Origin of the sequence: Pseudophaeobacter leonis, from assembly GCF_002087335.1 — a bacterium.
GTDB lineage: Bacteria > Pseudomonadota > Alphaproteobacteria > Rhodobacterales > Rhodobacteraceae > Pseudophaeobacter > Pseudophaeobacter leonis.
Window position 1 is genome coordinate 1 of sequence record NZ_MWVJ01000013.1, and the last position, 20,326, is coordinate 20,326.

14 protein-coding genes and 5 pseudogenes are annotated in these 20,326 nt (G+C 59.6%); 8 read left to right on the forward strand and 11 right to left on the reverse strand.

Annotated elements, in window-relative coordinates:
• Positions 1-124: 124 nt before the first annotated feature.
• Positions 125-657: pseudogene (locus B4968_RS04730) on the reverse strand (invasion associated locus B family protein).
• A gap of 170 nt (positions 658-827) precedes the next feature.
• On the opposite strand from B4968_RS04730, the gene B4968_RS04735 reads away from it, so the two are divergent.
• Positions 828-1,826, forward strand: a complete 999-nt coding sequence (locus tag B4968_RS04735; protein WP_083097063.1) for an asparaginase — start codon at positions 828-830, stop codon at positions 1,824-1,826.
• Positions 1,827-2,022: 196 nt separating this feature from the next.
• On the opposite strand, the pseudogene B4968_RS04740 reads toward B4968_RS04735, so the two are convergent.
• The 3 genes and pseudogenes from B4968_RS04740 to B4968_RS04750 form a co-directional block, all read right to left on the reverse strand.
• Positions 2,023-2,782 (reverse strand): annotated as a pseudogene (locus B4968_RS04740) (TSUP family transporter).
• Positions 2,783-2,787: 5 nt separating this feature from the next.
• Entirely contained in the window at positions 2,788-3,663 is an 876-nt protein-coding gene (serB, locus tag B4968_RS04745; protein ID WP_083097065.1) for a phosphoserine phosphatase SerB, read from the reverse strand.
• Between the two features lie 94 nt (positions 3,664-3,757).
• A complete protein-coding gene (locus B4968_RS04750; protein ID WP_083097067.1) occupies positions 3,758-4,801 on the reverse strand; it encodes an AI-2E family transporter in 1,044 nt (347 codons plus the stop codon).
• Positions 4,802-5,044: 243 nt separating this feature from the next.
• Between B4968_RS04750 and B4968_RS04755 the strand changes: the two genes are divergently transcribed.
• Together B4968_RS04755 and serA are read left to right on the forward strand one after the other, a co-directional pair.
• Positions 5,045-6,190, forward strand: a complete 1,146-nt coding sequence (locus tag B4968_RS04755; RefSeq protein WP_083097069.1) for a phosphoserine transaminase — start codon at positions 5,045-5,047, stop codon at positions 6,188-6,190.
• Positions 6,191-6,290: 100 nt separating this feature from the next.
• A pseudogene (gene serA, locus B4968_RS04760) lies at positions 6,291-7,886 on the forward strand (phosphoglycerate dehydrogenase).
• Between the two features lie 196 nt (positions 7,887-8,082).
• On the opposite strand, the gene B4968_RS04765 reads toward serA, so the two are convergent.
• The gene (locus tag B4968_RS04765; RefSeq protein WP_083097071.1) at positions 8,083-9,831 is read right to left on the reverse strand and encodes a hypothetical protein; all 1,749 of its coding nucleotides are present in this window, start codon (positions 9,829-9,831) and stop codon (positions 8,083-8,085) included.
• 161 nt (positions 9,832-9,992) lie between these two features.
• Here B4968_RS04765 and B4968_RS04770 point away from each other — a divergent pair, with 161 nt between their 5' ends.
• Positions 9,993-10,724 (forward strand): metallophosphoesterase family protein, encoded by a 732-nt coding sequence (locus tag B4968_RS04770; protein ID WP_083097073.1) that lies wholly within the window; start codon positions 9,993-9,995, stop codon positions 10,722-10,724.
• A 232-nt stretch (positions 10,725-10,956) separates the two neighbouring features.
• On the opposite strand, the pseudogene tdh reads toward B4968_RS04770, so the two are convergent.
• The 3 genes and pseudogenes from tdh to B4968_RS04785 all read right to left on the reverse strand — a co-directional run bounded on the left by tdh (position 10,957) and on the right by B4968_RS04785 (position 13,932).
• Positions 10,957-11,999: pseudogene (tdh, locus tag B4968_RS04775) on the reverse strand (L-threonine 3-dehydrogenase).
• On the reverse strand, positions 11,996-13,198 hold the full coding sequence (locus tag B4968_RS04780) for a glycine C-acetyltransferase (RefSeq protein WP_083097076.1): 1,203 nt from the start codon (positions 13,196-13,198) through the stop codon (positions 11,996-11,998). Before B4968_RS04780 ends, tdh begins: the two are co-directional and overlap by 4 nt.
• Positions 13,199-13,365: 167 nt before the next feature.
• On the reverse strand, positions 13,366-13,932 hold the full coding sequence (locus B4968_RS04785) for a helix-turn-helix domain-containing protein (protein WP_083097078.1): 567 nt from the start codon (positions 13,930-13,932) through the stop codon (positions 13,366-13,368).
• Between the two features lie 122 nt (positions 13,933-14,054).
• On the opposite strand from B4968_RS04785, the gene B4968_RS04790 reads away from it, so the two are divergent.
• Positions 14,055-15,230 (forward strand): acetyl-CoA C-acyltransferase family protein, encoded by a 1,176-nt coding sequence (locus B4968_RS04790; RefSeq protein WP_083097080.1) that lies wholly within the window; start codon positions 14,055-14,057, stop codon positions 15,228-15,230.
• Between the two features lie 195 nt (positions 15,231-15,425).
• Here B4968_RS04790 and B4968_RS26425 read toward each other — a convergent pair whose 3' ends face one another.
• The 3 genes and pseudogenes from B4968_RS26425 to ubiE all read right to left on the reverse strand — a co-directional run bounded on the left by B4968_RS26425 (position 15,426) and on the right by ubiE (position 17,704).
• Positions 15,426-15,839 carry a hypothetical protein gene (locus B4968_RS26425; protein ID WP_490362823.1) on the reverse strand — a complete coding sequence of 138 codons (414 nt, stop codon included), beginning with the start codon at positions 15,837-15,839 and terminating at the stop codon, positions 15,426-15,428.
• A 144-nt stretch (positions 15,840-15,983) separates the two neighbouring features.
• A pseudogene (locus tag B4968_RS26430) lies at positions 15,984-16,948 on the reverse strand (ABC1 kinase family protein); the annotation flags it as partial.
• 3 nt (positions 16,949-16,951) lie between these two features.
• Positions 16,952-17,704 (reverse strand): bifunctional demethylmenaquinone methyltransferase/2-methoxy-6-polyprenyl-1,4-benzoquinol methylase UbiE, encoded by a 753-nt coding sequence (gene ubiE, locus B4968_RS04800; RefSeq protein WP_083097082.1) that lies wholly within the window; start codon positions 17,702-17,704, stop codon positions 16,952-16,954.
• Positions 17,705-17,811: 107 nt separating this feature from the next.
• Between ubiE and mutM the strand changes: the two genes are divergently transcribed.
• From mutM to rpsT, 3 genes are all read left to right on the forward strand, one after another.
• A complete protein-coding gene (gene mutM / locus B4968_RS04805; RefSeq protein ID WP_083097084.1) occupies positions 17,812-18,663 on the forward strand; it encodes a bifunctional DNA-formamidopyrimidine glycosylase/DNA-(apurinic or apyrimidinic site) lyase in 852 nt (283 codons plus the stop codon).
• A 65-nt stretch (positions 18,664-18,728) separates the two neighbouring features.
• Positions 18,729-19,505, forward strand: a complete 777-nt coding sequence (gene acuK, locus B4968_RS04810; RefSeq protein ID WP_083097086.1) for an acryloyl-CoA hydratase — start codon at positions 18,729-18,731, stop codon at positions 19,503-19,505.
• 294 nt (positions 19,506-19,799) lie between these two features.
• Positions 19,800-20,063: a 30S ribosomal protein S20 gene (gene rpsT / locus B4968_RS04815; RefSeq protein ID WP_083097088.1), complete on the forward strand. Its 264-nt coding sequence runs from the start codon at positions 19,800-19,802 to the stop codon at positions 20,061-20,063.
• The last annotated feature ends 263 nt before the right edge of the window (positions 20,064-20,326 follow it).

Here is a 20,326-nt window from a genome sequence, read left to right on the forward strand (position 1 = left end):
AGCTGGCCTGTGGCGGGGCGGGGACGCCTGTAAAAGCGCGCTAAAAAAGCAAAACCCCGACCAGTGGGCCGGGGTCGAAAGGTGGATTTCAAAGGCGAAGATGCGCCACCGCGTCATCAAAAGATCAGTTGCTGCAGCGCTTTTCCGCATCCTCGATGGCGGCGGTAAAGCCGAGCAGCGAGAAAGCATCTTTGGTCTGGGTGCCCCGCGCCGAACGGGCTGTCAGCACTGCGCCTGCGCCACGCTTCATCGCGGTGATGATCTTGCTGTCATCCGCCGCAGTGGCGGGCCAGGCCCATTCGCCTTCGGTGAAAAGTTCGAACTCCGTCTCGCCAATGGTCATGTTCACGGTCGAGCCGGGGCAAAGGGATAGCCGCCAGTGAACGTTACCTGACCTTTGCCACCATTGTCGGGGCGGTAAAATACAAAAAACTGGATCTCGCTGCGCCGGACCGCGACCACGCGCCCATCCCGGGTGTTGACGCTTTCCTTTGGGGCAGAAACGCCCCAGCACTCTTTTGGGCTTTCACCCTGAAAGACGCTCCAGTCGACATTGGCGCCGACGCGGTTGTCGGATGTTGTCTGCTGTGCGGTTGCAGATGTGGCCATAACAGCCAGACATAGGCCCGCGATTATACGAGCAAGTTTCGATGTCATTTGTCCCGACTCCAAGACTGTCACTACCTCAATTATCAGAGAGCGGGCGGCGTTTAGACCGCCGTCTGTGCCAGATGCTCTCGCTTGCCATACACAAGCACACTAACGTAACAAGCGCTACGGGCGAAAGTGCGTTTGGCAGGAAATCGCCAAGAAAAGAGGCTGAAGCAATGACAAAACCAGTTCCAATGGCAGAAATTTGGCGTGGCTCCCTTTTGGAGAGCCTGCATCATGGTCATGCGGTGATATGCGATGACAGCGGCCAGATCGTGCGCAGCTGGGGCGACCCTGACGCGGTGATCTATCCGCGCAGCTCAGCCAAGATGATCCAGGCGTTGCCGCTTCTTACGTCAGGTGCGGCCACCAAATACGGTCTTTCAACGGAACAACTGGCGCTGTCCTGTGCCTCGCACAATGGCGCGCATATTCACACCGACCGGGTCAATGACTGGCTGGCGCAACTGGGCCTTGGTGACGATGATTTTCGCTGTGGCACCCAGGAGCCAGCCGACCGGCCTGCCCGCAATGAGCTGATCAAGACAGATAGCAGCCCCTGCCAGGTGCACAACAATTGCTCTGGCAAACACGCGGGATTCCTGACGCTGTCGCAGCATCTGGGCGCCGGGTCAGAGTATATCGATATGGATCACCCGGTGCAGCAAGCCTGCCTTGACGCCTTTGAAGAGGTGACCGGCATGGAGAGCCCGACCTATGGTATCGACGGCTGTTCAGCGCCAAACTTTGCAACCTCAATGCACGTGCTGGCCCGTGCCATGGCCTGGTTTGCCTCGGCTGCGGACCGTTCGGACCGGGCCTCTGAGGCGGCGGTGCAGCTGGTTTCGGCTATGACGATGCACCCTGATCTGGTGGCTGGTGAAACCCGCGCCTGTACCAATCTGATGCGCGCCATGGGCGGCAAGGTGGCGGTAAAAACCGGGGCCGAGGCGGTGTTTATCGCGATCATCCCTGAGAAAAAGCTGGGTGTTGCGGTCAAAATCGTTGATGGGGCAACCCGTGCCAGCGAATGCGCCATTGCCGCAATTCTGGTGGGGCTTGGAGTGCTTGAGGCGGATCACCCGGAAACCCGCAAATACATGAATGCGCCGCTGATTAACCGGCGCGGTATTGATTGCGGCGCATTGCGACCCAGTGCTGAGATGCGCTTCTGAGCGGTTCTTTTTCAAGAGGGAATAAGGCGCCCGCTCGCCGTGAAGAGACGGGCGCTTTGTTATGGATGAACGGGGGGCTCCCGCCCGTCGTCTGGTTTTTGAAAAAACCTCCTCCCGTTGGGCCCGGCGCCGCGCTGTGGAGCGGCGGGGCTGATCGCAGCGGCCAGAGAGACAGGCGGCCCGAGTCAGACGGTTTTCAGAGCATGTCCCAGATAAGTTTGGCGGCCAGCGTCAGGGAGGTCAGAACCAAAAGCGGTTTGATCAGCCGCGCGCCCTTGCTCTGGGCAAGATTTGCTCCGGTCTGGGCGCCTGCGATCTGGGCCACCCCCATGCAAAGCCCGGTAATCCACCACGGCGTGGCAACCAGCGCAAAGGCGCAGAGCGCGCCCGCGTTGGAGGCAAAGTTCAGCAGTTTGGTATGGGCGGTCGCCTTCAGCACGCCGTAGCCCGCAAGAGAGACAAAGGCGATCATATAAAAGCTGCCCGCACCGGGACCCAAGAGCCCGTCATAGGCGCCGCAGAGCGGCACCATGGTTGCGGCAAAGACAGCGGGCTCCATACGGCGGGCGCGCTCCTGATCATCCAGCCCCTTTTTGAAGGCAAAAAACAGCGCAACGCCAATCAGCAGCACCGGCAGGATCAGGCGAATCCAGTCCGTAGGCAGCACCGTGATCAACAGCGCGCCGACAATGGAGGCTGCAAAGGCAATGAGCGCAGGGTTTGGCCTGATCACGCAGGTTCACGTGGCCGCCCCTGGCGTAGGCGCGGGCAGCTGTGGCCGCGCCAAACAATCCCTGGATTTTATTAGTGGCAAGAGCCGTGACCGGGTTGGCCCCTGCTAGCAGCAGACCGGGGACAGTGATCAATCCACCGCCGCCTGCGACGGCATCAATGAAGCCCGCGACAAACCCCGCTGCCATCAGTAGCAGCAGGGTCTCGATGCCCACTTCCAGCATGTGTTCTATCCTTTGAATGCGTCCCGGCCGTAGCCCTGCAGGTACAGCAGTGCGGTCAGATCACCATGGTTGATGCGGATCTCACACTGGGCAGCAACCGCAGGTTTGGCATGTAGAGCCACGCCTGCACCTGCCCGCTGCAGCATGCCCAGATCATTGGCGCCATCGCCAACCGCAAGCACATCCTCTTCGGTGATCCCCAGCTTTGCGGTGATCTGTTCCAGTGCTGTGACCTTGGCCTCCCGGCCCAAAATCGGGCGGCCTGCTGCGCCGGTGAGCTTGCCATCCGAGACCATGAGCGTATTGGCGCGGTTCTCGTCAAAGCCGAGCTCGGTCGCGATGCGGCTGGTGAAGGCGGTAAAGCCGCCAGAGACCAGGGCGGCATAGGCGCCATCACCCTTCATTGTCGCCAGCAGTTGGCGCGCGCCGGGCATCAGGGTGATGCGGTTGTCGAGCACCTGGGCAATCACCGCCTCGGGCAGGTCTTTCAGCAGCGCCACCCGTTCTGTAAGGGCACCGTCGAAATCCAGCTCTCCGTTCATGGCGCGGGCGGTGATGTCTTTTACGCGGGCGCCGACACCGGCCTCTTCGGCCAGCTCATCAATGCATTCCTGCTCAATCATGGTCGAGTCCATATCGGCCAGCAGCATCTGCTTACGGCGTCCGGCGGCTGGTTGCAGCACCAGATCAACGCCCATGGCCTGCAGATCGTCCCAGACGGTCCACTGGTTCGCAGGCACGTCATTGAGCGGGAACTCTGCGGCCTCGTCCGGCGCCAGCCAGACAGCCTCTCCACCCCCCCATGCATTGCGCAAAGAGTCGACCAGTGCAGGGTCCAGACAGGGGTTGGCGGGGCTGCAAAGAAGCGTGGCAATATACATTGGGACAGGTCCATCTGGCGCGTGAGTTGCGCCCTCATAGCGGCCGCTGCCCCGAGGGGCCAGCCCCGATAGATCCCGAAGCCCAGGTCTGCGGCTAGAGGTCGCCACCTTCTGACATCATCACAGCAATCCAGCGCGTGTGGGGAATTTCGGCCAGGATGATCATCACCATGGCTGTCAGGGGCACCGCAAGGATTGCACCGGTCATGCCCCAAAGCGTGCTCCAGACGGCCAGTGCCAGCAGTACTGTAAAGGGGCTGAGGTTGACGGAGCGGCCCAGAAATTTCGGCTCGATATAATAGCCGACAAGCAGCTGTGGGATCATCAGCAGCACCAGGGCGAGGCCCGCATGGCTAAAGGAGGTGAACTGGATCAGGCTCATGGTGACGGGAAAGACCACGGCCACGACCGAGCCGATATAGGGAATGTAGTTCAGCAAGCCGATGATGATGGACCAAAACGCCGGGTGGGCAATGCCAAGCAGTTTCAGAATGGCATAGGAAACCAGCGCCAGAATCACATTGACCAGCGTCTTGGCGGCCAGATAGCTGCCGATCTTTTCGTTGATTTTCCGTGTGAGCTCCATCGTGTGTTCAGATTGGGCATGATCTCCCAGGGCGCGGCGTGTCTTGTCGGGGAGGTTGTCCAGTTCAGCAAGAATAAAGACGGCATAGAGAGCTGCGGCAACGATGACAGAGCCGCCATTGCTGATGGTCGCCAGCGCGGTGGGCATCAGGGTGGTGGCATCCATCATCTCGAGCAGCCGCTCTCCCAGGTTGCCCCAGTTTGGCTCTTGTTTGATGCCAGCCGCGGTCAGGAATTTGCTCTGCAAGGCGTCAAAATTCTCGGCGTATTGCGGCAGAGCCGCTGACAGAGAAGTCGCACTTGAGGTGATAAAGGCGGCCAGGATCAAAAAGCCCAGCGTGAACAGCACCAGAGCCAGCAGGCGGCGCCAGTGTCGCGGCAGGCGACCAATCAGCGGCACCGAAACAAGAGAGTCGGCCGCAGTGGTGAGGATATAGACGGCAATAACCGCAACCAGCACCGGCAGCAGGATGGATTGCCCGGCCACCAGCAGCCAGCCCAGCATCAGTATCAAGGCAAGGGAGTATGTTACCAGCGCAAGTCTGCTTGTCATGGATCGCCTCGAATCATCTCTGTGTACCAGCCCTGAATACAGGGGGCCGCCAGAGGGAGGCCATCAGCGCTGTTATGACTTTGGTAAGGAAGTTTCCGAAAGGCGTCAAAGCCTGTCGCAAAAATATGCCAAAGCGGCGCTTGTTGTCTAATTTGACGCTTGCGTTGCCCTGCGGCTGCCCCTAGCTCTAGCGGCGGGACACCCTTCCCCAACGAAGGGCACTTATCTGTAAGGATAGCATTTATGGCTACTCAGCAACCGGCAACGCGGCCGGCCAACCCGCGTTTTTCTTCTGGCCCCTGTGCCAAACCCCCTACATTTGAATTGTCCAAACTGGCCGACGCCCCATTGGGTCGCAGCCACCGCGCAGCCATTGGCAAGGCCAAGCTGAAGGATGCCATTGAGGGCACCCGCGAGATTCTGGGCATCCCCGCTGACTATCGTATTGGCATTGTTCCTGCGTCCGACACTGGCGCGGTTGAGATGGCCCTCTGGTCGCTTTTGGGTGAGCGCAAGGTCGAGATGCTGGCCTGGGAAAGCTTTGGCGCCGGCTGGGTGAGCGATGTTGTCAAACAGCTGAAAATCGACGCTGAGGTGAAAACCGCCGACTACGGCCAGATTGTTGATCTTGCTTCGGTTGACTGCAACAACGACGTTGTTTTCACCTGGAACGGCACCACCGCTGGCGTGCGCGTGCCAAATGCCGACTGGATCGCCGACGATCGCGAAGGTCTCACCATTTGCGACGCCACCTCGGCGGCATTCGCGATGGACCTGCCCTGGGACAAGCTGGATGTCACCACGTTTAGCTGGCAAAAAGTTCTGGGCGGCGAAGCGGCCCATGGCGTGATCGTGCTGTCGCCGCGTGCTGTTGCGCGCCTTGAGAGCTACACCCCGGCCTGGCCGCTGCCAAAGATCTTCCGCATGACCAAAGGCGGCAAGCTGATCGAGGGCATCTTTACCGGTGCCACCATCAACACACCCTCCATGCTGGCGGTTGAAGACTACCTGTTTGCGCTCGACTGGGCCCGCTCGGTTGGTGGTCTTAAGGGCATGATCGCCCGTGCTGATGCCAATGCACAAGCGGTGTTTGATTTCTGCGATGCCAACGACTGGATCAGCAATCTGGCCGAGGATGACGCCACGCGCTCCAACACCTCGGTCTGCCTCAAGTTCACCGATGCGCGCATTCAGGATGGTGCTGCCTTTGCCAAGGCCGTGGCCAAACGTCTGGAAGCAGAAAATATCGCGCTGGACATCGGTGCCTACCGCGACGCGCCTGCCGGTCTGCGGATCTGGTGTGGTGGCACGGTGGAAACCGCCGACATCGAGGCCATGCTGCCCTGGCTCGCCTGGGCCTTTGAGGCCGAGATCAAAGCACAGGCTTAATCCCAAAGCTGATCCATTCTTGCCCGGCGGCAACGCCGGGCAGCGCTATCCCTGTATTCCGGCCACCTCGTTGGCCCCCGTATAAAAAAGGACCACACCCATGGCTCCCAAGGTACTCATCTCCGACAAACTCTCCGAAGCCGCCGTACAGATCTTTCCGCGATCGCGGCATCGACGTGGATTTCCAGCCTGACCTCGGCAAAGATAAAGACAAGCTCGCCGAAGTGATCGGTCAGTATGACGGTCTTGCCATTCGCTCGGCCACCAAGGTGACGGAAAAGATCCTCGCCAATGCGACGAACCTCAAGGTCATTGCCCGCGCCGGCATTGGCACCGACAATATCGACAAAGAGGCGGCGTCGAAAAAAGGTGTGATCGTGATGAACACGCCCTTTGGCAATATGATCACCACCGCTGAACATGCCATTGCGATGATGTTCGCCGTGGCGCGTCAGGTTCCTGAGGCCTCTGCCTCGACCCATGCCGGTAAATGGGAAAAGTCCAAATTCATGGGCACCGAGCTGACCAACAAGACGCTGGGCGTCATTGGTGCCGGCAATATCGGTGGCATCGTTTGTGACCGTGCCCGTGGTCTCAAGATGAAAGTGGTCGCCTATGACCCCTTCCTCAGCGAAGAGCGCGCCGCCAAAATGGGCGTGGAAAAGGTAGAGCTGGAAGACCTGCTGGCCCGCGCCGATTTCATCACTCTGCATGTGCCGCTGACCGACCAGACCCGCAATATCCTGTCCCGCGAAAACCTCGCCAAGACCAAAAAGGGCGTGCGCATCATCAACTGTGCCCGTGGTGGTCTGGTGGATGAGGTCGCCCTGGCTGAGGCGCTGCAATCTGGCCATGTCGCGGGTGCCGCCTTTGACGTGTTCTCGGAAGAGCCCGCCAAGGAAAACGCCCTGTTCAACCTGCCCAACGTGGTCTGCACCCCGCATCTGGGCGCCGCCACCACCGAGGCACAGGAAAACGTCGCCCTGCAGGTGGCCGAGCAGATGTCGAACTACCTGCTGACCGGCGCTGTTGAAAACGCGCTGAACATGCCATCCGTAACAGCGAAGAAGCCAAGGTCATGGGCCCCTGGATCAAACTGGCCGAGCATCTGGGTGCCTTTGTTGGTCAGATGACGGACGAGCCGATCAAGGCGATCAACATCCTCTATGACGGTGTTGCCGCCGAAATGAACCTGGATGCGCTGAACTGCGCTGTGGTTGCCGGCATCATGAAAAAGGTGAACCCGGATGTGAACATGGTCTCGGCCCCGGTTGTGGCCAAAGAGCGCGGCATTCAGATCTCCGCCACCAACCAGGACAAAACCGGCGCCTTTGATGGCTACATCAAGGTCACGGCCGTGACGGAAAAGCGCGAGCGCTCGGTTGCGGGCACGGTGTTCTCGGATGGCAAGCCCCGGTTTATCCAGATCAAAGGCATCAACATCGACGCCGAAGTCGGCGCGCATATGCTCTACACCACCAACAACGATGTGCCTGGCATCATCGGCACCCTGGGTCAAACAATGGGTGAGCACGGCGTCAACATCGCCAACTTTACCCTGGGCCGTGCCGCAGCTGGCGGTGAGGCGATTGCGCTGCTTTATGTAGATGCAGCCGTTCCAGCCGACGCCCGCGCCAAACTGGCCGAGACCGATCTGTTCAACCAGATCAAACCGCTGCAGTTCGACGTCGCCTAAATCGTTTAGGGGCACCGCGCGACCAATAGGTCGGGCGGTGCCTTCCCAAGAAAAGCCACTCAGCCGGACCTGTCAGTATGCGTGCTGAGGGTCTGCCCGGGTGGGAGCGGAACGCGCCCGCCGTGGGGCGGGCGGACGCGTACCCGCCGCTGGCGCGACGGATAAAGAGCGGGTTTCAACTGGGGTCATTTGCTGACTAATCCCGCCGAATGACCCCGGCAATGGCGGCAGCGCCCAGGGCGGTGACGATCCAGCCAACCACAGTGAACCCCCAGCGCATCCACCAAAGATTCCAGCCCCATCGCCCGCGCGTGGTCGAGGGCGCCCAGGCGACCTCCTGCCCGATATTGACGATGGGAACCACCAGATCAAATCCATAGGCGAGGGCATTAAAGCTCTCATAATCGCGCCCCTTGCCGTGTTTATCAGACCAGATCCGCGCCGGGTTTGCGATAGCCTTATCCTCGGCCAATACCTGCCAATCGGTGGTTGCAAGGATCACATCGGAATTGGGCGCAAAATCCCCGGCGCGCCAGGCCATCTGGGACATACCTGCGGCAAGTGCCACCAGAATGAGCAATGTCCACAGGCTGTTAAAGGGTTGGTAGCCATACCCAACCAGCCAGCGCAGCCCAAGGCTTTTTGTTTTCCACCACCAAATGCGCAGCTTGTCCTTGGCATTGAACCACTGCAAATCATATCGCAGCCCTCTCCGTGCCAATGCCAGTTGTGCGTCAGAGGGCCGGTTGGGGTGGTCCTTGGCGGCATCCATGCAAATGCGCAGACTTCGGTCGAAGTGTTTTTGAAAGTGTGACTCGAACTTCTCGTCGCGGTGACTTTCCAAAAATTCAGTACCATTTTGCTTCACAACGCGCCGCAGTGCGCTGCGGTTTGCACGTAGGGTTTCAACCTCAGCCCATTCGCTGCGCCGGTGTCGAACCTCTCCTTCTATCAAAACGGTGCGCGCGTCACGGTCATGCCCCATACCGCGCAGCACCTTGGCCAGTTGCGTATAGGGTTGCGGCGAGAATTCACCGTTCACCCGGTCGCCCTTACCCAACCACTGCAGCCGTGTCCCTGTGTCGCCGGGGTTGGTGATGTGATCATAGGTGAGTCCGGTCAGGGCCAATTTTTCAACCTTTTCCCAACTGCCCGGATCATCGGCGAGGGTGGCGAAATGGGCGCTGTTCAGATCCAGTTCGCCGCTGAACTCTGTGACATTTCGCCAAAAAAAGGCGTTAGCATGGGTGCCTTGCAGATGTAACGCAAGGCCCTCTTCTCCCAGAAGTATACACTTTTCGCAGGCGATCTGGCCGCCGATGTCGGCGCCTGAAATATCTACGGCTCCCGTGGCAGCAAACCCGTCGCAGAGAAAAACATCCCCTGCGATAGTTGCGCTCTGCGCATTAATAGCATCCCCCTCGGTCACGGTGAAACGGCTACCTGTACAGTCGAGCTGCCCGCCGATGTCTGCACCGGCGAAATGGACGCGCCCGGTTGCCGCGAGGTCTTGGTTCAGAAGCACGCTGCCTGTAACTTTTACGCGCTGGGCCAAAAGGCCCTGGCTCAGATGACTTCCCCTCAGGCCGAGCTGTTCAAAGCGCGCGTTTCTTGCGGTGATCACTTGCTCAAAATGACAATGGATTAGGGTTGTTGCGCCCTTGGCCGTGGCAGAATCCAAATCCAGGGAATTTGCCACGTAGGCACCAGCCAGCTTTACGCCCCGGTCATGTACCACGCAATCGTCGCAGCCGCCGGTGATCAGATAGCGCAGCAGGTCGGCGCCGATTGTACGCGCAGCGCTGGGCGTTGCGGGTCGCGTGCCGTCACCAAGGGTGCATGGCTGCCCAAGCTTGCAACAGTCAATCAGCTGTTCCTCTGCAGGGGTCAGATCGCCGGCTTTGCGGGCCTCTTCAATATCGTCCCATGTTCGAATGCTACGCATGACGCCCCCTGACCCAAGGGTTGCAAACCTAAGGCGGGGATCGCGTTGATGCAAGATTGCGGTTTGAGGCGTGATCGGGCTGTGGCCCCCCTTGTGATGCCGGGCGGCTTGCGCCATCAATTGGCCAGTTTCGCCAACCAGTCACCTCAAGGAGATGCCCCATGACCCAGCCCATCTATGCCATCGGTGACATTCACGGACAACTCGGGATGCTACAGGACGCATTGGCGCGGATTGAGGCAGATGGCGGCCCGGACGCGCGGGTGGTTTTTCTGGGGGATTACACCGATCGCGGGCCGGACTCAAAAGGCGTGATTGAGCTCTTGTCGCAGGGGCTGGAGGCCGGGCGCAACTGGGTTTGCCTTTTGGGCAATCACGACCGGATGTTTTCGATGTTCATCGAGGAGTATCCGCGTAATGACGCCCGCCTTCTGGTGGGATACCACTGGCTGCATGATCACATCGGTGGGGTCGAGACGTTGCAATCCTACGGGCTGCAGCTGACTGATAGCACCCGGATATACGAGCTGCATGCCGAGGTGCTGCAAGCGGTTCCCGATCACCACCGCAGCTTTCTGGACGCGCTGCCAGACTACCATCAGGAGGGGGAGCTGTTGTTTGTGCATGCAGGCATTCGCCCCGGCGTTGCGCTGCAGGATCAGAGCCAGGAAGACAAGATCTGGATCCGTCAGGAGTTTTTGAACGATCAGACAGAGCACCCCTGGCTGGTGGTGCATGGCCATACGCAAATCCCCGCACCCGAGCATCGCGGCAACCGGGTGAATCTTGATTCCGGAGCCGGATTTGGGCGGCCTCTGACAGCGGCGGTCTTTGAGGGGCAGCAATGCTGGGTCCTGACGCCTGAAGGGCGCAAGGCCCTGATCTGCGAATGAGCCTGCGTTAAAGTTCCAGAAAACCTTTTCGTCTGACGTGTTTAGTGTTCGGTGGTGAAGAATTCCCCCTATGGTAGAGCTGTGGCCGGCGACTCGGTAATGAGTGTTTGTGTAGCAGGAGTCCTCGGCTCCTCGTGTTGTCGCCGGTCCGTTTCCCCATCCATTTCCCGGTCCGCTTCTTCTGAGGGCCAGTACGTTTGAGAGTCTGGGCGAAGGTGCAAAGCTGCGACCCTTAGGTCCAGTCCAGCACCACCTTGCCGCTGTTGCCTGACCTCATCGCGGCAAAGCCTGCTTCAAACTCATCGACGCCAAAACGATGGGTGATGACCGCGCTCACATCCAGGCCGTTTTGCAACATGGCAATCATCTTGTACCAGGTCTCAAAGATCTCGCGCCCATAGACGCCCTTGAGGGTCAGAGCCTTGAACACGATGCGGCTCCAGTCTACCGGGGATTTGCCCGGCGGGATGCCCAGCAGCGCAATGCGCCCGCCCATCACCAGCGCCTCGACCATCTGGTCCAGCGCAAGCTGGTTGCCCGACATCTCAAGCCCGACATCAAATCCCTGACGCATGCCCAGCTCATGGATCACATCGTTCAGGTCTTCGTGTGCGACGTTGACAGGCCGCACGTTGGCGACCCTGGCGGCCAGCTCTAGCCGGCCGGGGTTTACATCGGTGATGGCCACATGGCGCGCCCCGGCATGGCGGGCCACGGCAGCCGCCATGATGCCAATAGCCCAGCACCGGTGATCAGCACGTCTTCGCCCACCAAATCAAAGCTGAGCGCGGTATGCACCGCGTTGCCAAGCGGGTCGAGGATGGCGCCGATGTCGTCAGAAATATCGTCCGGCAGCGGCACCACATTAAAGGCGGGCAGGCGGAGATACTGCGCAAAGGCACCCTGCTCGTTGACGCCAATGCCACGGGTTTCGGGGTCCAGATGGAACTTTCCGGCGCGGCTTTGCCGGGACTGATGCCCGATCAGGTGACCCTCGCCCGAGCACCGTTGCCCAAGTGTGAGGTCGGTGACATTGCGCCCCAGCTCGACAATCTCACCGGCGAATTCATGCCCGGTGATCAGAGGCACAGGCACGGTTTTTTGCGCCCAGGCATCCCAGTTCCAGATATGCACATCAGTGCCGCAGATGCCGGTCTTGTTCACCTTGATCAGCACATCGTCTGGGCCGATCTCTGGCACCGGTGCCTGCACCATCCAAAGCCCTTCTGTGGGGCGCGATTTCTCTAGCGCCTTCATGGTGTTTGTGCGGGTCATGTGATGATCCCCAAATCGCGGCCCACTTTGCCAAAGGCCTGCAAGGCGCGGGTCAGCTCGGCGCGGGTGAGGGCGGCATTCATCTGGGTACGGATGCGGGCCTGACCCCGTGGCACCACCGGAAAGAAAAACCCCGAGCCAGAGACGCCCTCGTCAAACAGCCGCGCCGCCATATCCTGCGCCAGTTGGGCCTCGCCCAGCATCACGGGCACGATGGGGTGCTCGCCGGGCAGCAAATCAAACCCCAGCTCCGTCAGGCCAGCGCGCCAAAACCTGGTGTTTTCAAACAGCTGTGCGCGCAGCTCAGCGCCTTCTTCTACCAGTGAGATGGCCTCAAGCCCGGCAGCCACGATGGAGGGCGGCAGCGAATTGGAGAACAAATAGGGCCGCGCCCGCTGCCGCAGCAGGTCGATCACTGGCTGCGGCCCGGCGATATAGCCGCCAATGGCCCCTACCAGTGCTTTGCCCAATGTCCCGGTGAGAATATCCACATCGACGCCAAAATGATCCGGCGTGCCCGCGCCATTTGGCCCCATGAACCCGGTGGCGTGGCAATCATCGACCATGACCACGGCGTCATATTTGTCGGCCAGCGCGCGGATTTCTGGCAGCTTTGCCAGATAGCCATCCATCGAGAACACCCCGTCGGTGGCGATCATGATATGGCGCGCTCCGTCCGCGCGGGCCTGTTTCAGCCAGGCCTCAAGATCGTTCATATCGCTGTTGAGGTAGCGGTAGCGCTTTGCCTTGCACAGACGTACGCCATCGATAATGGACGCATGATTCAGGCTGTCCGAGATAATGGCATCCTCAGGCCCCAAAAGCGGCTCGAACAACCCGCCATTGGCGTCAAAACAGGCGGCAAAAAGGATGGCATCGTCCTTGTTCAGGAAGCTGGCCAGACGCTGCTCCAGCTGGCGGTGGATGTCCTGCGTGCCGCAGATAAAGCGGACCGAGGCCATGCCAAATCCCTTATCGTCCATCACGCCCCGCGCCGCTGCAATCAGATCGGGGTGGTCGGCAAGGCCCAGGTAGTTATTGGCGCAAAGGTTGATGCCCTGATGCGTCGCGCCAGCAGAATCCGTTACCGCGATTTCGCCGCCTTGTGGCGAGGTGATCATTCGTTCCCGCTTATAGAGGCCATCAGCCTCAATCTGGGTCAGCGTTTCAGAGATGTCGTTCAGAAATGCGGTGCTCATAGCGGGAAACTCCTTGTCCGTGGAATCGCATCTACCATAACGGATAAGATTCCCAAATAGGAGAATTCATTATTGCGGACAAGTATCCGTGAAGGTGGATTTTTGATAAGGAGTTCGGTGGGAAGAAAGGCAATTCAGGGCATCAGCCCGTCCTGTCGGGCAATTCGTCAGGCATTTTTCACAATCAAAAACACCCGAGCAGCCCCGTTTGGTGCGCTGATCGCGTGGCTTACATCAGCGGCATAGCGGGCGGTGTCGCCTGCACTCAGCTCATCTGTGGCACTGCCGGATGTCACCTTGATCACGCCCTCAAGCACAGTCAGCTGTTCCACAGCCCCGCGGGTATGAGGCTGGCTGGTCAGGGCGCCGCCCTGGTCAAACCGGATGTCATAGACCTCATGGCCGCCGGCCTCTTCGGGGGGTGACAGGATGCGGATGCGGCAGCCTTCGCCGATGTTTTCGATCTTGGGGACATCCACAGCGCGCAGGACTTCGATGCGGTCCTGGCTGTCACCAGCCTCGAGAAGGCCGGCAAAATCCACCTGCAGCGCGCGGGTGAGGTTCCACAGGGTGGCAATGGTCGGCGAGCTCTCGCCGCGCTCGATCTGGCTGACCATTGAGCGCGACACCCCCGACAGATTGGAGACCGCCTCAAGGGAAAGCCCCTGGGCGCGCCGTGCCTCTTTCAGGCGGGCGGGCAGCAGTGTCAGGATATCGTCTGTATCTTCCGTCATAACAGACGTCCTGCGGCTCCTGAGGCAAATTGTCAATGACGGGACGTCCTCAGCAGCCGGGGGCAGACAGCGCCATGCTGCATCTGCATAATGCGCGCAACTGACTCGTGAGGAGAGAGATCATGACCGATATCGTCATTCTGGATGGCGCGCGCACCGCCATTGGTACTTTTGGTGGCGCGCTTGCCAATACTGCCCCTATTGATCTGGCCACGGTGGCCTCAAAGGCGGCGATGGAACGTTCCGGCGTTGACCCGGCACTGATTGGTCATGTGGTCTTTGGCCATGTCATCAACACAGAGCCGCGCGACATGTACCTGTCCCGCGTGGCAGCGATGCAGGCCGGTGTGCCCCATGGGACGCCCGCTATGAATGTGAACCGGCTTTGTGGATCGGGCGCGCAGGCGCTGGTCTCGGGCATCCAGGCCCTGATGCTGGGCGATGCGGATTATGCGCTGACAGGTGGGGCCGAGAACATGTCGCGCAGCCCCTTCATCATGCCCTCGGCCCGCTGGGGTCAGAAGATGGGGGATGCGGCCTCGCTCGACATGATGCTGGGCGCGTTGAACTGCCCCTTTGGCACCGGCCATATGGGTGTGACAGCGGAAAACGTCGCGGATGAGCACGAGATCAACCGCGAGCAGATGGATGAATTTGCCCTCGCCAGCCAGCAGCGCGCAGCGGCGGCCATTGCGGCCGGGTATTTCAGCAGCCAAATCACTCCGGTTGAGGTCAAAGTGAAGCGCGACATGGTTGCCTTTGAGGTCGACGAGCATCCCAAAGGCACCTCGATCGAGGCGCTGGCGGGACTTCGGGCCGTATTCAAGAAAGATGGTCGCGTCACAGCCGGCAATGCGTCGGGCATCAATGATGGTGCCGCCGCTCTGGTGCTGGCGCGTGGTGACGCGGCTGAGAAGGCGGGCCTGAAACCGAAAGCACGCATCCTGGGCTACGCCCATGCCGGTGTGCGCCCCGAAGTCATGGGCATTGGTCCGGTGCCCGCGGTGCAGAACCAGCTGGCCAAAACCGGTCTGAAGGCGAGCGATTTTGACGTGATCGAAAGCAACGAGGCCTTTGCTTCGCAGGCGCTGGCGGTCAACAAGGAGCTGGGTCTGGATCCCGCCAAGGTCAACCCAAATGGCGGTGCTATCGCTCTGGGCCACCCGGTTGGAGCCACTGGCGCCATCATCACGCTGAAAGCTCTGTATGAGGTGGAGCGGACTGGTGGCACAAAAGCTTTGATCACCATGTGCATCGGTGGCGGTCAGGGGATTGCCCTGGCGATTGAACGCCTTTGATCTGACAGGCCAGTGATCTGACAGGCCAGTGATCTGGCGGGAGTGTGAGCTGGAGTGCGTGTGAGTTTTGTTGGAGGGGCTTTGCCCCTCTGGCCCGTTGGGCCATTCACCCCAAGGTATTTATTGCAAGATGAATAAAGGAAAGGGCGCGGCGGGCTATGGCTGCGCCCTTTCTGTTATCTGCCATGCTAACTGTCAGAACAGGTGTGTGGTGAGCAGGGTGAGAAGGATTCCTGCGCTCAGGCCGAGCGCGATGCCTGCCCAGGGCTGTCTTTTTTGATCTGATGTTGGCTCTTGCGCCTGGGCGATCAGGATCTTTTCCATCAGCGCAGGCAGGCGAGGGCCAAAGCGGGACATGATCTTGGCTGTTTTCATCAGGTCCGAGGCGATGGCGCGGGGGCCAATGCTCTTTTTGATGTAGTCCTCGACCACGGGATGGGCCACTTCCCAGATATTGATTTTGGGGTCCAGCGAGCGTGCGACGCCTTCAACAACCACCATGGTGCGCTGCAGCAGGATCAGCTCGGTGCGGGTCTCCATGCCAAAGCGTTCAGTGACCTCGAAGAGGTAGTTCAGCAGGTTGCCCATGGAGATATGGCTGGCATCCATGCCAAAGATCGGCTCACCAACGGCACGAATGGCGCGGGCGAATTCATCCACGTCGCGGTCGGCTGGCACATAGCCCGCCTCCAAATGCACCTCGGCCACGCGTTTGTAGTCGCGTTTGATAAAGCCAAAGAGGATCTCGGCGTAGACCCGGCGGGTGTATTCATCAATGTGACCCATGATGCCAAAGTCAAAGGCGATGATATCGCCATTGGCGGCGACCTTGAGATTGCCCTGATGCATATCGGCGTGGAAATAGCCGTCGCGCAGGGCATGGCGCAGGAACAATGACAACACCCGTTCGCCCAGAACACGCCTATCATGGCCAGCCGCGTCCAGGGCTGCATTGTCGCCCAGAGCGACGCCATCGGCCCAATCCAGGGTCATCACCCGGCGCGCTGAGGCATCCCAGCGGATGCGGGGCAGCTGAAAGCCGGTGTCCCAACAGTTTTGGCGGCAAATTCCGAGGCGGCCGAGCTTTCCAGTCGCAGGTCCAGCTCTCCCTGTACCACCCCATCAAAATGCTCGATCACCTCAAGCGGACGCAGGCGGCGCGCCCCGGGAGCAAAGAGGTCGACGATGCGGGCGGCAAAATAGAAGGCATCTACATCCTTGTTAAAGGCGCGCTCAAGGCCCGGACGAAGCACCTTTACCGCCACATCCTCGCCGGTTTCCGTCAGACGGGCCCGATGCACCTGGGCGATTGAGGCGGCGGCAATCGGCTCGCTGAACTCAGAAAACACCTCTGCCAGGGGACGGCCCAGCTCGCGTTCCACCTCGGCCATGGCCGAGGCGCGCGAAAAAGGCGGCAGCTGGTCCTGCAACACGCGCAACTGCAGCGCCATTTCCTCGCCAACCACATCGGGACGGGTCGAAAGCACCTGGCCGAATTTGATATAGGCCGGACCCAGCGCCGTCAGCGCCCGGGTGGCGGGCGGCATGTTTGGATCCCCTTTGTAGCCCAGCCATTGAAAGGGCCAGCCCAGCGTATAGGCCAGCACCCGCAAAGGGGCCGGCGCGTCAAAGGCGTCCAGCACCACCTTCATGGCGCCGGTGCGCACCATGGTGGCGCCGGTACGGATCAGACGGATAATATTATGTGGGCCGCGCATCGTCTAGATTTTCCAGCCAGAGTGCAGGGCTGCGATGCCCAGCGACAGGTTGCGGTATTTTGCATTGGCAAAGCCCGCCGTCTTTACCATCTGCAGAAAGGTCTCCTGATCGGGGAAGTTGCGGATGGATTCCACCAGGTACTGGTAGCTGTCGTAGTCGCCCGCGATGAGTTTTCCCATGCGGGGAATCACGTTGAAACTATAGAGATCATAGAGTTTTTGCATGCCGTCATTGGGCAGCTGGCTGAATTCCAGCACCATCAGGCGGCCACCGGGTTTGAGCACGCGGTAAGCCTCGTTCAGGGCCTCCTGCGGGCGGGTGACGTTCCGGATGCCAAAGGAGATGGTGTAGACGTCGAATGTATTGTCCTTGAACGGTAGCGCCATCGCGTCACCAGTGACCCAATCTAGGCTATCGGCCATCTGTTCGGCCTCGGCGCGTTTGCGTCCCTCGATCAGCATGGGGGCTGTGAGGTCCAGCACGGTGGAGTGGCCCTGACCTGCGCGTTTCAAAAACCGGAACGAGATATCGCCGGTGCCGCCGGCCACATCCAGCAGGCGCTGGCCGGGACGTGGCGCCAGCCAGTCCATCATCGCGTCTTTCCAGACCCGGTGGATACCCATGCTCATCACATCATTCATGATGTCATATTTCGAGGCCACCGAATTGAATACGCCCTGCACCCGGCCTGCTTTTTCATGCTCGGGCACGGTTTCAAAGCCAAAATGGGTGGTACTGTCTGATCTGTCGCTCATGTGGCTTGCCGTTTTCTAAGGATCGCCCCACTTATAGGAGGCTGGAGGGCAGGCACAATGCGGCCCTTGTGTAATGCTCTATGTAATACTCCGTGAGGAATGATGTAATGCCTGAATTGCCCGAGGTCGAGACCGTGATGCGGGGGCTGTTGCCTTCGATGGAGGGGGTCGTGATTGCGCAGGCGCAGGTGAACCGCCCCGATCTGCGCTGGCCGTTTCCTGACCGGATGGCAGACCGGCTGACCGGCGCGCGGGTCACGGCGCTGAGGCGGCGCTCAAAATACATTCTGGCAGAGCTGGATCGCGGCGAGACCCTGCTGGTGCATCTGGGCATGTCGGGCCGTATGACGGTCTCGGGGGACCCGCTGGGACAGTTTGCGCATGACCACCCGCAGGCGGCAAAGCACGATCATGTGGTGTTTGACATGGAGAATGGCGCCCGCATCACCTTTAATGACCCAAGGCGCTTTGGCGCGATGGATCTGATCCCCACAGCAGGGCTGGCGGAGCACAAGCTGCTCAAGGTGCTGGGGCCGGAACCGCTGGGCAATGATTTCCATGACGACTACCTGATGGCGGCCTTCGCAAATAAGAACACGCCGGTGAAATCGGCGCTGCTGGATCAGGGAATCATCGCCGGTCTGGGAAACATTTATGTCTGCGAAGCCCTTTTTCGTGCCGCAATTTCACCAAAACAAAAAGCAGGACACCTGACGTCCAGGCAGGTTGCAGCCCTGGTTCCGATCATCCGGCGGGTACTTGAGGATGCAATCAGGGCGGGGGGATCCTCGTTGAAAGATTTCCGCCAAGCCAATGGAGAACTTGGATATTTTCAACACTGCTTTGATGTCTATGGCCGCGAGGGAGAGCCCTGCCGCAGGGAGGGCTGTACGGGCACTATTGCTAGAATCACCCAAGCGGGGCGATCCTCCTTCTACTGTGGCAAGTGTCAAAGATAGCTTGAATGCGATGTTTCCCGTGGTAATGACTCGTTTCTGAACGGAACAATGAAAGCAAAAAAATCATGGCCTATGAGACGATCAACGTCGATGTGCAGGACCACGTTTGCCTTATCAAACTGCATCGCCCCGAGGCGTTGAACGCGCTCAATGCAGCGCTCGTGAGTGAGCTTTGCACCGCCCTGGAAGAAGCCGACGCCAGCGACAAGGTGCGCTGCATCGTGCTGACCGGCTCTGAAAAGGCTTTTGCCGCCGGTGCCGACATCAAAGAGATGTCCGAGATGAGCTTTACGGATGTCTATTCCAGCAATCTCTTTGCTCAGGTCAATGACCGCATCATCGCGATCCGCAAGCCGATCATCGCGGCTGTTGCTGGCTATGCGCTGGGCGGCGGCTGTGAGCTGGCAATGCTGTGCGATTTCATCATTGCCGCTGAAACCGCCAAGTTCGGCCAGCCGGAAATCAATCTTGGCGTGGTGGCCGGCATTGGCGGCACCCAGCGTCTGACACGGTTTGTCGGTAAGTCGAAATCCATGGATATGAACCTGACGGGTCGTTTCATGGGCGCCGAAGAAGCCGAGCGCGCCGGTTTGGTGTCGCGGGTTGTCCCGGCCAAGAAGCTGGTCGATGAGGCCATGGCAGCCGCCCATAAGATTGCCGAGAAATCCCAGCTGACGGCCGTGGCGGTCAAAGAGGCGGTGAACCGCAGCTATGAGCTCACGCTGAGCGAGGGCATGTTGTTTGAACGGCGTGCGTTCCACTCGATGTTTGCCACCGAGGATCAGAAAGAGGGCATGGCCGCCTTCCTGGAAAAACGCGAAGCCCAGTTCCGCGATAAATAAATTCCTGAGGTTTTCCTCAAAAGCCGGGGCCCTTCTACAGGATTGGCCCCGGTGATCTACCTGGTGACATAGCTGGCAACCAGCCTGGCGACTAATCAGTGATGCGGCAGTCCCGGTAAGGGTCGAAAAAGGTCTTGTGGCAAATCCCTTGCCTATCTGGGGAATTCGCTTTAAAGACCGCTGCCATACATGCGCGTGCAGCCCGCTTGGCTAGAATCACTCCGTGATCTGATCCGGGTTTGACTGGCTTGCGCCTAAATCGATATATGAACCCGAATAAAAGGTCACAGAGACATGGCAAATACCCCTCAGGCGAAAAAACGCGCACGTCAGAACGAAAAGCGTTTCGTCGTCAACAAAGCCCGCCGTTCGCGCATCCGCACCTTCCTGCGTAAAGTTGAAGAAGCCATCGAGTCCGGCGACAAGGCCGTGGCCACCGCCGCTCTGCGCGCTGCTGAGCCCGAACTGATGCGTGGCGTGACCAAAGGCGTCTACCACAAGAACACAGCATCGCGGAAAGTTTCCCGTCTGTCCGCACGGGTCAAGTCGCTGGCTTGATTCCCTGCCGCAATTTTCTTGCTTGCAAGAAATTGAAAAATTCGAAGGCGTCGCATTTTTGCGGCGCCTTTTCATTTTGTCCTTATCTCTCCGTCCCCTGAAACAGCAGCGACAGATTCTTTGGCCGCAAAGAGTGAGTCAACATCAGAGTTTGATTGCCGCTGCCCCTCGCAACTTGCTACCACATGTACAGCGATTCACTCGCTGGGGGGACAGGCTGCTCGCGGTGACCTTGACGGGCAATAAGGTCACTGAATGCGTAG